General features: G+C 45.4%; 15 protein-coding genes. 4 read left to right on the plus strand and 11 right to left on the minus strand.

The genetic code is table 11. The features are described from left to right. Positions 1 to 13 precede the first annotated feature (13 nt). From AC1S8V_RS25870 to AC1S8V_RS25905, 8 genes are all read right to left on the minus strand, one after another. On the minus strand, positions 14 to 1,576 hold the full coding sequence (locus AC1S8V_RS25870) for a glycoside hydrolase family 32 protein (protein ID WP_482071312.1): 1,563 nt from the start codon (positions 1,574 to 1,576) through the stop codon (positions 14 to 16). A 44-nt stretch (positions 1,577 to 1,620) separates the two neighbouring features. Continuing rightward, positions 1,621 to 2,451, minus strand: coding sequence for a carbohydrate ABC transporter permease (locus AC1S8V_RS25875; protein WP_397387109.1), 831 nt, complete (start codon positions 2,449 to 2,451; stop codon positions 1,621 to 1,623). Beyond that, positions 2,448 to 3,332, minus strand: coding sequence for a carbohydrate ABC transporter permease (locus AC1S8V_RS25880; protein WP_091019202.1), 885 nt, complete (start codon positions 3,330 to 3,332; stop codon positions 2,448 to 2,450). The genes AC1S8V_RS25875 and AC1S8V_RS25880 overlap by 4 nt, the downstream gene beginning before the upstream one ends. 153 nt (positions 3,333 to 3,485) lie before the next feature. After that, complete coding sequence (locus AC1S8V_RS25885) at positions 3,486 to 4,811, minus strand: ABC transporter substrate-binding protein (protein WP_482071313.1); 1,326 nt, start codon at positions 4,809 to 4,811, stop codon at positions 3,486 to 3,488. A 160-nt stretch (positions 4,812 to 4,971) separates the two neighbouring features. After that, entirely contained in the window at positions 4,972 to 5,952 is a 981-nt protein-coding gene (locus AC1S8V_RS25890) for a LacI family DNA-binding transcriptional regulator (protein WP_482071314.1), read from the minus strand. Positions 5,953 to 6,047: 95 nt separating this feature from the next. Then, positions 6,048 to 6,491, minus strand: a complete 444-nt coding sequence (locus AC1S8V_RS25895; RefSeq protein ID WP_482071315.1) for a FixH family protein — start codon at positions 6,489 to 6,491, stop codon at positions 6,048 to 6,050. Between the two features lie 19 nt (positions 6,492 to 6,510). Continuing rightward, positions 6,511 to 6,960, minus strand: coding sequence for a disulfide oxidoreductase (locus tag AC1S8V_RS25900; RefSeq protein ID WP_339179536.1), 450 nt, complete (start codon positions 6,958 to 6,960; stop codon positions 6,511 to 6,513). A 126-nt stretch (positions 6,961 to 7,086) separates the two neighbouring features. Continuing rightward, positions 7,087 to 7,647: a winged helix-turn-helix transcriptional regulator gene (locus tag AC1S8V_RS25905; RefSeq protein ID WP_482071316.1), complete on the minus strand. Its 561-nt coding sequence runs from the start codon at positions 7,645 to 7,647 to the stop codon at positions 7,087 to 7,089. Here AC1S8V_RS25905 and AC1S8V_RS25910 point away from each other — a divergent pair. Continuing rightward, entirely contained in the window at positions 7,563 to 8,195 is a 633-nt protein-coding gene (locus tag AC1S8V_RS25910) for a nitroreductase family protein (protein ID WP_482071317.1), read from the plus strand. The two genes, AC1S8V_RS25905 and AC1S8V_RS25910, sit on opposite strands and share 85 nt — an antisense overlap. Before the next feature lie 66 nt (positions 8,196 to 8,261). Here the strand turns inward: AC1S8V_RS25910 and AC1S8V_RS25915 are convergent, their stop codons facing one another. Then, positions 8,262 to 8,633 carry a stalk domain-containing protein gene (locus AC1S8V_RS25915; protein WP_482071318.1) on the minus strand — a complete coding sequence of 124 codons (372 nt, stop codon included), beginning with the start codon at positions 8,631 to 8,633 and terminating at the stop codon, positions 8,262 to 8,264. Then, a complete protein-coding gene (locus AC1S8V_RS25920; RefSeq protein WP_482071319.1) occupies positions 8,611 to 9,021 on the minus strand; it encodes a hypothetical protein in 411 nt (136 codons plus the stop codon). The genes AC1S8V_RS25915 and AC1S8V_RS25920 overlap by 23 nt, the downstream gene beginning before the upstream one ends. Before the next feature lie 295 nt (positions 9,022 to 9,316). Here AC1S8V_RS25920 and AC1S8V_RS25925 point away from each other — a divergent pair, with 295 nt between their 5' ends. Next, complete coding sequence (locus AC1S8V_RS25925) at positions 9,317 to 9,523, plus strand: hypothetical protein (protein ID WP_482071320.1); 207 nt, start codon at positions 9,317 to 9,319, stop codon at positions 9,521 to 9,523. Positions 9,524 to 9,534: 11 nt separating this feature from the next. Here the strand turns inward: AC1S8V_RS25925 and AC1S8V_RS25930 are convergent, their stop codons facing one another. Further along, positions 9,535 to 10,410, minus strand: coding sequence for a phosphotransferase (locus AC1S8V_RS25930; RefSeq protein WP_482071321.1), 876 nt, complete (start codon positions 10,408 to 10,410; stop codon positions 9,535 to 9,537). 189 nt (positions 10,411 to 10,599) lie between these two features. Between AC1S8V_RS25930 and AC1S8V_RS25935 the strand changes: the two genes are divergently transcribed. Both AC1S8V_RS25935 and AC1S8V_RS25940 read left to right on the plus strand, forming a co-directional pair. After that, positions 10,600 to 11,709, plus strand: a complete 1,110-nt coding sequence (locus AC1S8V_RS25935) for a stalk domain-containing protein (protein ID WP_482071322.1) — start codon at positions 10,600 to 10,602, stop codon at positions 11,707 to 11,709. 212 nt (positions 11,710 to 11,921) lie between these two features. After that, positions 11,922 to 12,197 (plus strand): WXG100 family type VII secretion target, encoded by a 276-nt coding sequence (locus tag AC1S8V_RS25940; RefSeq protein WP_145325876.1) that lies wholly within the window; start codon positions 11,922 to 11,924, stop codon positions 12,195 to 12,197. The last annotated feature ends 23 nt before the right edge of the window (positions 12,198 to 12,220 follow it).

A 12,220-nucleotide genomic window follows, 5' to 3' on the forward strand; every position in this document is an offset into this window, starting at 1 on the left:
TTTAGAAAAGATTTTATCGAGGAATACGTAAATCCCATTTGCGAAGTTCAGTCAACGTACACGTTCCGGACGAGAAAGCCTTAATACCCGTCGAGTTCGGCCCAGGATAGATCCGCCCTGTCATCACCTGCTCTCCCTGCTGAATGAACACCTCAACGGAGCTGACATCCATAAAAATATGAAGTTCCAGCTTCCCGCCAAGCAGTTCCACTGTCGCAGCTCGTTCTCCGCCCGGCCCTTGCCCGGCATGCTCGCGATTCAAGCATAGACGGCGCTGCTCTACATCATAGGAAATCACTGTTTCTTCATCCTCACCCGTGCGCAGCTTCAACCCGAAGTGTCGTGCCTGTTCCGCTTCGAATACAGCATACAGTTCGTAACGGTCTCCGCTGACTCCAAGATCAAGAACATGTTCATCATCGTTTAGATGTATACCATACTGCTCGGTGCCTTCCGATCTGTACTGTATAAGTTCGGGAAGAGGCTGGAATATCAATCGTTCTCCCCTGCGAATTAGTTGTCTTGGCAAAGTCATCGCTCCAGCCCAGGCATGGGACTGTTGTGTCGGGATTTCCGTTTCCCACGTATCCATCCAGGCCACCATAATTCGTCGCCCCTGTGCATCCTCCATCGTCTGAGGTGCGTAAAAGTCGAAGCCACAGTCCAGCGGAACGTACTGCTTGTACTTCAGCACACCCGAGTCTTCATCCAGTGTTCCCATCATATAAACGGTCGAATGCAAGTTGCGATAGTTATCACCCTGAGCAGGCATGCGCTGCGGAGACATGATCAGCACATCTCGGCCATCCAGTGTGAACAGATCGGGACATTCCCAATTGTCGCCAAGCGTCCCGTCACTCTGGGCCATAATGTTAACATAACTCCAATCCAGCAAGTCCGTTGAACGATATAACAGAATGACGCCTTTGCCCGCAGCATCATTCGATCCAAGGACGCAATAGTACACACCGTTTCGTTCAAACACTTTCGGATCACGGAAGTCCTTCGGACTGGTATGCTCTGGGATTTGATCCAGCCGAATGATCGGATTCATCGCACTTTTGACAAAATCAATCCCATTGTCCGATACAGCGATATTCTGTGTCTGCAAGTAATCGTTATCCTTGTCAGGTCCAGTCACGACATGCCCCGTGTACATCAGCACCAACTTGCCATCCTGAACGATTGCACTTCCGGAGAAACAGCCTCCACTGTCGTAGCTCTGATCGGGTGCCAGTGCAACAGGCAGATAAGACCACGTAACCAAATCACGGCTCACCGCATGGCCCCAGTGCATCGGCCCCCATACCGGTTCGTAGGGATAATGCTGATAGAACATATGATACATCCCATTGAAATATATGAAGCCGTTGGGATCATTCATCCAGCCCACCTCTGGCATCAAATGATAGGCCATTCGATAGGTTGGATCAACCTGATGTCGATGCTCCTTGATATATGCGTTGGCCCGGTCGAGTGTATAACTCTCCTTCGTTTGAGCCGAAGAACTCGTCAGTCCAGGGTCTGTCTCTTGCCTTGTGTCTAGTTCCTGCTTCTCGTATCGTTCCTGGTTCATATGTCCTTCACTCCTGTCTCTCTCTCTATATCACCCAACTGTACTTATTTGATAGCCCCTTGCATGACCCCCTGAATAATGTACTTCTGCGCAAACAGATAAACGATCAGTACAGGCAGCAGCGTCAACACCAGACCAGCCATCAATGGACCGTAATCCACGGTGTATGTTCCATAAAAATAAAACGTGGACAGCGGCAGCGTTCGCTGCTCGGATGAAGTCAGCACCAGGGATGGTAGCAAAAAGTCATTCCATATCCACAATACATTCAGTACGCTAATCGTTACGGTTGTTGGCAACAACACCGGCAGTACGATGCGAAAAAAGGTTTGCACTCTGCCGCAGCCATCCATTAGAGCCGCTTCTTCAAGCTCCAGGGGAATACTTTTGATAAAGCCATGGTAGATAAATACGGCGAGCGGACTGCCAAAGCCAATATACATGTAGATCAGCGACCACTTATTGTCCAGCAGGCTGAGCGAGCCGTATATTTTAACCAGTGGAATCATAATGGCCTGGAACGGAATAATCATGGCAGCTACCATCAGGAAAAAGAGATACTGATTCAGCTTGCTTTTGTGACGAACAAAGTAATGTGCTGTCATCGCCGCAAAAAGAGCAATCAGTAATACACCTGCAATGGTAATGAGCAACGAATTGCTGAAGGCGGATACATATCCCATTTTGTCAAACGCATTGACGTAATTATCGAATTGAAAGGAGCTTGGCAACCCCAGCGGATCGGAGGTAATTGCCTGATTAGCCTTGAACGAATTGACGATCAGAAGTACAAAAGGAAATACAAACAAAATCATCACAACGATTAATGCAATAAACTTCATCCAGTTGAGAATGCGCGATTGTCCAGCCATCATGCCTCGACCTCCAGTTTTTTGCTGAAATAGACCTGGAGCAATGTAATGGCGGCTACAAGGATAAACAGAACAAAGGCTTCTGCCTGACCCAATCCGTAGTCACGAGCAAGAAAGGCCTGCTCATACACATGCATGGACACCATCTCTGTGCTCTTGAAGGGCCCGCCACTGGTCAGGGAGACGTTCAGATCATACACCATGAATCCCCGTTGCAGTGACAAAAAGATGCATACAATAAACGAAGGAACCATCAGTGGCAATACAATGCGCGCCAGCATTTTGCGATTACTTGCCCCATCAATACTGGCTGCCTCCATAACATCCTTCGGCACATTCATCAGTCCTGCAATGTAGATCACCATCATATAGCCGGCATACTGCCAAACGGTCACCACAATGAGTGCCCAGAACGCTTTATCCGGGTCAGCCAGCCAGGAGGTGGAAAACAGCGTGAGATTCATTTTTTGTCCTGCAAAGACCAGTACCTGATTAAATATAAACTGCCAGATGAAACCAAGCACGATTCCGCCCACCAGATTCGGCAGGAAAAATCCGGCACGAAACCAGCCCTGTGCCTTCATTCCCCGGGTTACAGCGTAAGCGAGCAGGAAGGCAACCGCATTGGTCAGCACAACGGTAATAAATACGTACTCCAGCGTCATCCCGAATGATTTCCAGAACACGGTGTCCTTGAACACACCGATGTAATTATCCCAGCCAACAAAGTTTTGATCGATAGCAATGCCATCCCAGTTCGTAAACGTCAAATATATACCATACAAAAATGGAATAATCATCACTGTAGCAAACGCAAATAATGTCGGGCCCGTAAAGATCAGGCGGGTGCGCAGACGTGTCCATAATCCTTTTTCGGTCAGCATTGTCAACCTCCACTCTATCCAAATGATTAGCCTGGCGGTTATGCCGGAAACAAGTCGAACAGACCTCATGTGGAAGCTGTGCGTTCATCATCTCCGGCGTACCGCAAGTCTCTCTCTATGTGCTTGTGCTACACAGGGCCAAGATTAATTTCTTTATTTCACGTTGCTCCAGTATGCCTGAATTTCGCTGGCAAGTCCGGCACGGTCAATGACGTCAGCCAAATATTTCTGCATGGATGCACCCAGCTTGGACCAGTGATCCGCAGGAAGTGTACTCATTGATTCCTCGATTTTGCCTGCCTTGATGTATTCACTAATGGATTTGCCAAGCGGATCGGTCGGCTCCAGTGTAATGTTGCTGAATGCCGGAATAATGCTGGCTTGATTCACCAGGAAATCCTGACCTTTTTCGTTATAAACGATCCAATCCAAAAATTTCTTCGCTGCTTCCTGCTGCGCTGGTGTGCTCTTTTCCTTATCCAGCAAAATTCGTTTGGATACGGCAGCAGAGATTTGCGTATTACCGAAATCATCCGGATTATTACTCACAGGTACCGGGAGGAAGCCGTATTTTCCATCTGCTGTATCAAAGCTGGAAATTTGCGGCCATGCCCAGTTGCCCTGGAACCAGATGCCAACCTCACCCTTGCCAAGCACCTCAGGTCCACGCTCATAGGTTCCGGACAGTGGAGAAGCCTTGTCAATATTGTACGTTTTCATCAGATCAAATGTATCCATCAAACCATTAAACACGGCGTTGGAAGCAAGGTCCACTTGACCTGCCTTCAGATCAGTAATGAATTGATCCACCTTCGTATGGTCCGGTGACTGCCCACCATATGCAAGCCCCAGATAATGCGCACCAAGCGACCAATCCATCGGAGATACAATCAAAGGTGATTTTCCAGTAGCGGCGATTTTTTTGAACAAATCCTCAAGCTGTGCAGTGGTCTGTACAGACTTCGGATCGAATGTCCCCCCTACCGCCTGATCCAATACATTCTGGTTATAGATGAATCCATATCCTTCAATAGAGAACGGGAAGGCATAATTTTTGCCATCAAACGTTGTAGCCGCTGTGCTGTTCTCCACAGCATCCTTCATCCAAGACTCGGATGTGAGATCCAGAACACGATCCTTGAATTTCTCTACATCCCCTGTATCCAGCATCATCATCGTTGTAGGGCTGCCGGAGGCATACAAGGCAGACGCTTTTTCAAACGGAGACTGTCCACTGCCTACAGGTACAATTTCGAGTGTGATATTTGGATTTTCGGCATGGAAGTCCTTAGCCGCTTGCTCCAGCTGACTGTTAATTTCCGACTTGGAATTGAGCATGGTAATTTTGACACTCTCACTGCTATTGCCCTCAGAGGAGGAGTTGGAATCAGTCGCTGCTTTACCTCCACATGCTGACAATATTAGCATCATAATCAATGACAACACCGATAATTTCATCCATTTCTGTTCTCTTTTCATCTTGTCATGGCCCCCGTTCAATAGTTTAAAAGGAAACGCTTACAATACGAATTATAATGTCAAAGGTTTGACATGTCAATCGTTTGACATACCATTTAAAAAAAATTATCGCGACTTCATTTCTTCGTGCAAAAGGACGAATAGGAAAAAACGACCTGTGTCAGGTCGTCTCTCTCTCCACGATGGTAACCGGCAAAATATGCTCCATTCCGATCTTCTCTTCCGCGAGCTGGCGCCGAATCAGATCAATCGCCAGCTTAGCCATGGCCTCCACCGGCTGCCTGATCGTTGTAATGCCAGGCACCGTATACGCTGCCGCACGACTGTCATCATAACCGACAATAGCGATATCGTCGGGTACCTTGCGCCCACCTAACACGATCTGCTTGAGCGCATGCACCGCCATCAGATCACTCGTTACAAAGAGTCCGTCCACCTCCGGGTGTTGTGCAAGCAGCTTATCCACCAATTCCGTATACTGATGCTGATCAAACACATTCAGATCGGTTTCATGAATCATGACCGGCTTGACTCCATGAGCCTGCAATGTATCAACGAAACCTGTCGTCCGGCGATTGGACAGCATTTGCAATTCCAGATTACCGCAGATATGCGCCAAATGCCGTCTGTTCTTCGAGAGCAGCAATTCAGCAGCCATAACCCCTCCCTGATAGTTATCAGATGAGATAAACGGGATGTCTTCACCGATCTTGCGATCAAAGGTCACGATTGGGGAATGCAGATTCATATACTCATCAACTTCTAGGGTATGACTTCCCATAATAATACCATCCACGCGATTACCCTTGAGCATTTCCACATATTCACGCTCTTTGGAAGGGTCCATGTGGGAATTGCATAACATAATTTTAAACCCGTTCTGGTATGCATGATACTCAACATAGTTAGCCAGTTCTCCAAAAAATGGATGGGATACATCGGGAATAATCAAGCCTATGACGTTTGATTGCTTACGCAGAAGAGAACGGGCAATTTCGTTGGGTCGATAGTTCAGTTCGTCCATGGTTTGATACACTTTGTCCCGAGTCTTCTGACTGATATATCCCCGGTTGTTTAATACACGCGAGACGGTAGTTACAGAAACTCCTGCCCTGAGTGCAACATCATGAATAGTTGCCATAACAGCCTCTTTTCCTACAACATTCTTCATACCATTATTATTATAAACCTATTGCTAACCCTGAACCAAACCTCCGGTACCCCGCAGTTTCTGCTTCATTCCGCTACAATTCTCGCTCTGGGCATGCTATGCATAGCTCCGTGCGTAACATGGACCTGTACCACATACGTACCTGGTTCTTCAAAGGTATGCTGGATTTCATACAGCCCTTTCTCTGACTCATTGGCAGTAATAGCCCCCTGATTCTCCAGTTCTTCGGCTGTCATCATACCTTGTTCCGGAGATACAGAAGGCGGATCATCAAGCTCATTCCAGATCTGGAATTGTACATGGTCAGCCTGGCTTAACGGTGCATCTCCCTGTGTAAGCTTCACCTGCAACCGTATTGGTTTATGAAGAGAAGCCTTCTCTGGAACGTCAAGTTTCACTTTGATCATCTCTGGCATCTCGCCCGATTGTGACTGTTCCTCATAAGAGCATCCCACCGTCAGGAGGAGCAGAACAATGAAGGGCATGAACCAACGAGCTTGTCCGCTCATCACCATCTATCCTTTCTTATTAAGAAGATTTTGGTGTTTTGCCGATGCCCCACAGCATCACGATGATGATAATAAATGCGATCAGTGCCAGTAATGGAATCGTGATGAAACCAAACCAGTTCAAATAGTCGGTATAACATGGAACCTTGCCACACGCGACGGCATTACCTGTAGCCGAAAAAATACGCTGGATCGTTACATGATATAACGAAATGCCGCCACCGACGAAACTAAGTGGGAGTACGTATTTCGTGATGCCCACGTCATCCTTAAAGTAGGCAATGCCCAGCAAGATGGTTAGTGGATACATGAATATACGCTGGTACCAGCACAGATCACATGGAAGATATCCCTTGATCTCACTGAAATAGAGACTCCCCCCTGTTGCAATAACGGAAACGGTCCAAGCAACAAATAACCGGGTATCCACATTTCTCGCTGGACGCTCCGATTTTGATGATGTACTCATTCCTCTGTCCTCCTCTTCATTTTACTTATACCAAATGATCATACATCATTCTAGACTCCATCGGCTATTCAAGCTGTTATGTAGGTCATTACCCGATGATTATACCAAATATTTGAACTTTTGGGTTCATTTATGGTCACATTGAATATGTTCGTCCTTTTCCATTCCGATTGTCCTTGCGTACGTATTGCCCCAGTCGCACATCGTATTCAAGACCGGAACGAAGGATCGTCCGAGTTCAGTTAAGCTATATTCCACTTTTGGCGGGACTTCCTTGAATATTTCCCTATGAACAAGTCCGTCGTTCTCCAACTGTTTCAATTGGTCGGTTAAGACTTTTTGTGTGATTCCAGGTATCAATTCATAGAATTCCTTGGTTCGTACCGATTGTTGACTCAGAAAAAAAAGGATAAGGCACTTCCATTTCCCGCCAGCGATATCCATGAAAATATTTATTCCTGTATTATATTTAACCAATGTCCCGTCACTCCTCAATAGATACTTTAAAGTGGCTATCCCACCTTTTTGTGCGTTATTTTCGTATTTGATATTGCCTACTATAATGCAAGGGAGCCCTAAATAACAACGATGGAGATGATTTTGTGAGTGTACAATCCGTTTTGGAACAACGACGTTCCGTTCGACATTTTGATTCAAATTATACGATAAGCCCCGTGATTCTGACATCCCTCATTGAATCTGCAAGCAAATCACCGAATGGGAATAATATTCAAGCCACCCGGTACCTTATTATTGATGATCCTGACTTGCGGAGCGCATTGCTGCCTATAGCTTTTAATCAACAACAGGTGATCGATGCTTCCGCTTTGATCGTCATGTTAGGAGATTATCAAGCATTTGAAGCGGATAACATCATCAGAATTCACGAAGAAGGCTTTCAGGCGGGCTTTTATGATGCATCACTCCGAGATTATCTGGCGAATGCGGCAATACAATACTATGCCAATAAATCCGATGAAGAGCTGAAGTTGGAGTTAACCCGAGATGTAAGCCTGGCATCCATGTCATTCATTCTGCTCGCTAATGAGGCTGGTTTCGAAACCATCACGATGTCAGGTTATGATTCCGCTCAATTAAAAGCCAGCTTGAATATTTCTGAAAGATACTTGGATGTCATGCTGATCGCTGTTGGTAAAGGTACGAAAAATGGACATCAGACGGTACGTCACCCCGTTCATCAAATTATGTATCGAAACACATTGACCTCCTTATGATAACAAAAAGAAGCTGCCGAACGTATGGGCAGCTCTTTTTGTTTTAATCTTATTTAAACGCTGCTATTACATGGATTTCGTCAGTGTAATAGATCCATCTTTTTGTGCCCATTTCACCTCCCAGCTCAGAAGTTCAGCAATGAAGCGCAGGGGTACTTGCGTACGTCCATCTTTGTTTACAAATACCGTTGCACCGATACCTTCACTCAGGAAACGTAGTGGAATGTATGTTGTGTTTTTCCAAAGCACTGGTGTGGTATCCATGTTGGTTGTTTTGTCGTTAATTTTCAGTATTTTGCTGTTCAATTGCATCCATACCGCGTTGAATTGAGTCACGATTGCGTTACCCAGAGCTTGACCTACACCGAACATCACTTTGAAGCCTTCACGATTCGTTGTGTAAGAAGCATCATAGTTACCTGCTGCATATTGATTCAATACGTTTCTCTACTGCTGCACGAGCCGTAACATCATTGTTTTTAACGGCTTTTACGTAATCGCTTTGCGCATTAACATGGTTGGTTACCCAGATTTTCTCGAAAGCATTGGCACCATCGTTACCGTAAACGGAAGCAATCGCTGCTTTGAAGTCAGCGGTGTTTCCAGCTTCCGCTGTAACCAGTGCGTTGGAAGCTGCTGTGCGTCCATCAAATTCCTCTTGCATTTGCAGAACCGAAAGCGCAAAGTGCTCGGACAGCAGGTGGTCCAGGTTTGCTCTCAGGTCAGCCGCAGGTGTGTTCACGGATGCTTTCATCATTGTCATCGGTGTCTGTGTTGCGGAAGCTGCCCCAGCGATCCCCGCCATCAATAGTGTCAAACTCAGCATAGGTTCTTTCCTCGTCGTTGTCTTCATAGGGTGTAACGCAGGGTTCTCTATTCTGGATCACTCTAAGGGCAAAAAAATCCGCAGCCTCCAGTGGAAAAAGCCGCGAATGCTTGTTGTATCAAGGTTTTTAGGATTAAAAAAATATAAAAATGTAGTAATCTTTTCTATCCAGGACTAGATACATACTGTAAGACAGATACTCCATTTGCCTTTATTTCTCAACTAAAGCTTACATCCAAGGTTATCCTGAAGTACAATGAAGACAAATCATATCATTCGTGAAGGGGGCCCAATTATGACTTGGTTGCCTTATGTTTTAATTGTGAGTATCGCTTTATTTGGAGGTATTGCTACCATGATCATCGGAAATTCCAAAGCCAATCAGACCAGCAACCCCGAATATGACCGCCGCACAAAGCAAAACCTCAGCAAACTTTCCTATGTATACGTTGGTGCGATTATACTTGGTTTTGGCGGACTAATCCTCTATCTTTTTAACTAAAATTATTCGAATCAGCGAAGAATGCTTTCAAACATACTGAGTATCTTCAGGTTTCGTTCTACATATCCAATGGTTGAGGGGGCGACTCCCCTCTCCCTGATTACCGCCAAAAATCCTCGCAACATCCATACTTGTATCTGTTCGTATAGATGCCTCCTGCTAAAATTAGCATTCTCCTGTACATAACCATCTTCAAAGTCAGACATAATCTTTCCAAGTTCTTGCCTATGTGTTAATGAGGGAATTGTAGAAGTCAGTACAGCTGCCAGATCGAAATGATAATCGTCCATTCTTACTTCACCGAAATCAATAATGTAGATGGACTCTTTTGTAAACAACAAATTCCAAATGCCCAGATCCCCGTGAATGACTGAATGGTTCTTCTTACGAAATTTCAGACACTGCTCTGTAAGCTGGGCTAACGTACGAATTTGGTCAGATGACGTGGCCAACACTACATTGGAAACTTCACGCCATAATTGAGATAACTCGAAACGATCTTCCATACTAGTAACTTCAAAGCGACTCGTCATACGATGAAAAAGACCGATCACCTGACCCAACCGAACAAAGTCTATGTTAATCTGGCTACGAGGTAGCACATCCTCTATGTAGATCTGCAAATTATAAATCCCATTATTATATGTAATATACGGAGACGCATATTTGGTCTGTAACATGAATGGGGAAATGTTTACGGGCGCTAATGCCTGAACCATTTCATACTCAGCCCACGCCTGTTGTTCATTCTTCAGTTTACGTAAAACGAACTTACCTGATGTAGACTCGATCAACATCGCTTTAGAACTATTACCGTGTTCTATGGCATTAAATCCTACAACATTCCCAATATCATAATGATCTACCACGTAATGAAAAATAGTCATGCCTTCACCTCCTTTCCTGATCCTAAGCGATCTATTCAACAGACAGATGCTAGTCTCCTGTCTACATGCACATGTTTACAAGTTGGAGATAATTCAGAATTATTCTGGATATGTTCGGGGTTTAATATAAAGCCATAAGGGACAGCGAGCCCATCAAACAAAACAAACCCCAACTTGAAGGAGAGATAGATGATGAAAAAAAACATGAAGAAATCCGTAGCAACAATGATGGTACTTGGCATGACATTGACAGGAGCAACGGGCGTATTTGCCGGAACGCAGCTGGAGAAAATCTCTGCATACCTTAATCATGGAATTAGCTTCAATGTCGATGGAGCGGCGTACTCACCAACAGATGGCAATGGCAACAAACTTGCGCCAATTACCTATAATAACTCTACTTATCTCCCTGTACGTGCGCTTGCCGATGCGTTGCATGTATCTGTATCCTATGACGGCAAAAAAGGACAGGTCATTATTGGCCAAGCTACCAGCAATCCATCAGCTTTGACGAATGTAACGTATAGCGCAGCACAAAAAGAGGCCATTCAAAAGGCTTTTGCACAGTTCGATGGTTTCGAGACAGCTTATGCACCTCAACAGATGATCGCAGGTGACACGTTTAAAAGTGTAGGTGCGGGTGGCGATGGCGTCAGCTTTGTTTTCAACCATATGAAAGTCGATGTATCTCCAAGAGATTATTCGGATGGCTATACGAGCAAAGACGTGAAACTGTCCAATGGTGTTATCGCCAAATGGTACACACCCGATCAAACGGGCATGCTCACGTTCCAACTGGATGATCGTTATGTAACCATCAGCTCGCCGGATCATAAGCTGAATCAAGCTCAACTGCAACAAGTCGCTGTCTCTGTTCAGAAAGCCAATAACAACAATGATCAAGGGATCACTGCATTCGCTGATGTGAACTATAGCAAACAACAATTGGATAACATTCGCAAAGCATTTGCGAAGTTTGACGGGTTCACAACAGCCTATGCCCCACAACATATGGTTGCTGGAGATACGTTCAAAAGCGTAGGTGCGGGTGGCGATGGTGTAAACTTTGTTTTCAATCGCATGAATATAACGGTATCCCCTAAAGACTACTCGTTCAGCTATGATGGCAAAACGGTAAAACTGCCTAATGGCGTATCCGCCAAATGGTATACACCCGACCAAACCGATATGCTCACATTCAAGCTGGATGATCGTTATGTAACCATCAGCTCACCGAATAACCAATTGACTCACACTCAACTGGAGCAAATGGCGGTATCCGTACAAAAAGTGAAATAAACGATAAATAGAAGAATAGAAATAAAACAGAAGCACACATCATCTCGGTCCCCCTCTATGATTAAGGGCTGATATGATGTGTGTTTTGTCCTATGTAAGCCGAATTTTAGCTATTCTAAAAACAAGGCTTTCGTCCAGCTTCATTTTGTAAAGGATGGGGTTATAATGGAGTGTACAGCATCTTACAACAGAAGCGAAACGGAGTGTACCTCATGAACCAGCGTATTGATCTGTCCCCAGAAGAACTGCAACAACTTGCAGGTGAGTTCAACAAGGCATCCCAGAACGGACAAGATATTCTTGCTCAGCTCAAAACGATGATCGATCAGTCTGAGGGACAATGGGAAGGCGAACGCCAGCGGGAGTTTCTCGGGCGTATGAATGACAGCATGACGAACATCAGCCATTATTTGCGCGGTTTACAGGAAACCAGCACCAGTCTTCAGCAGACAGCGACGCGTTTCCGCGAAACGGATCAGTCACGTTAGGACTGATCCGTTTATTTTATTTT

The sequence above is a fragment of the Paenibacillus sp. B46(2026) genome (assembly GCF_056786355.1).

What these genes read in the sequence shown, in the direction of transcription:
- AC1S8V_RS25925 (WP_482071320.1), top strand. Translation starts at nt 9,317, where the DNA reads ATGACTTGGTTGCCTTATGTTTTAATTGTGAGTATCGCTTTATTTGGA.
- AC1S8V_RS25880 (WP_091019202.1), bottom strand. Translation starts at nt 3,332, where the DNA reads ATGCTGACCGAAAAAGGATTATGGACACGTCTGCGCACCCGCCTGATC.
- AC1S8V_RS25935 (WP_482071322.1), top strand. Translation starts at nt 10,600, where the DNA reads ATGATGAAAAAAAACATGAAGAAATCCGTAGCAACAATGATGGTACTT.
- AC1S8V_RS25870 (WP_482071312.1), bottom strand. Translation starts at nt 1,576, where the DNA reads ATGAACCAGGAACGATACGAGAAGCAGGAACTAGACACAAGGCAAGAG.
- AC1S8V_RS25885 (WP_482071313.1), bottom strand. Translation starts at nt 4,811, where the DNA reads ATGAAAAGAGAACAGAAATGGATGAAATTATCGGTGTTGTCATTGATT.
- AC1S8V_RS25895 (WP_482071315.1), bottom strand. Translation starts at nt 6,491, where the DNA reads ATGAGCGGACAAGCTCGTTGGTTCATGCCCTTCATTGTTCTGCTCCTC.
- AC1S8V_RS25940 (WP_145325876.1), top strand. Translation starts at nt 11,922, where the DNA reads ATGAACCAGCGTATTGATCTGTCCCCAGAAGAACTGCAACAACTTGCA.
- AC1S8V_RS25890 (WP_482071314.1), bottom strand. Translation starts at nt 5,952, where the DNA reads ATGGCAACTATTCATGATGTTGCACTCAGGGCAGGAGTTTCTGTAACT.
- AC1S8V_RS25900 (WP_339179536.1), bottom strand. Translation starts at nt 6,960, where the DNA reads ATGAGTACATCATCAAAATCGGAGCGTCCAGCGAGAAATGTGGATACC.
- AC1S8V_RS25920 (WP_482071319.1), bottom strand. Translation starts at nt 9,021, where the DNA reads ATGCTGAGTTTGACACTATTGATGGCGGGGATCGCTGGGGCAGCTTCC.
- AC1S8V_RS25905 (WP_482071316.1), bottom strand. Translation starts at nt 7,647, where the DNA reads ATGTCAGAATCACGGGGCTTATCGTATAATTTGAATCAAAATGTCGAA.
- AC1S8V_RS25875 (WP_397387109.1), bottom strand. Translation starts at nt 2,451, where the DNA reads ATGATGGCTGGACAATCGCGCATTCTCAACTGGATGAAGTTTATTGCA.
- AC1S8V_RS25930 (WP_482071321.1), bottom strand. Translation starts at nt 10,410, where the DNA reads ATGACTATTTTTCATTACGTGGTAGATCATTATGATATTGGGAATGTT.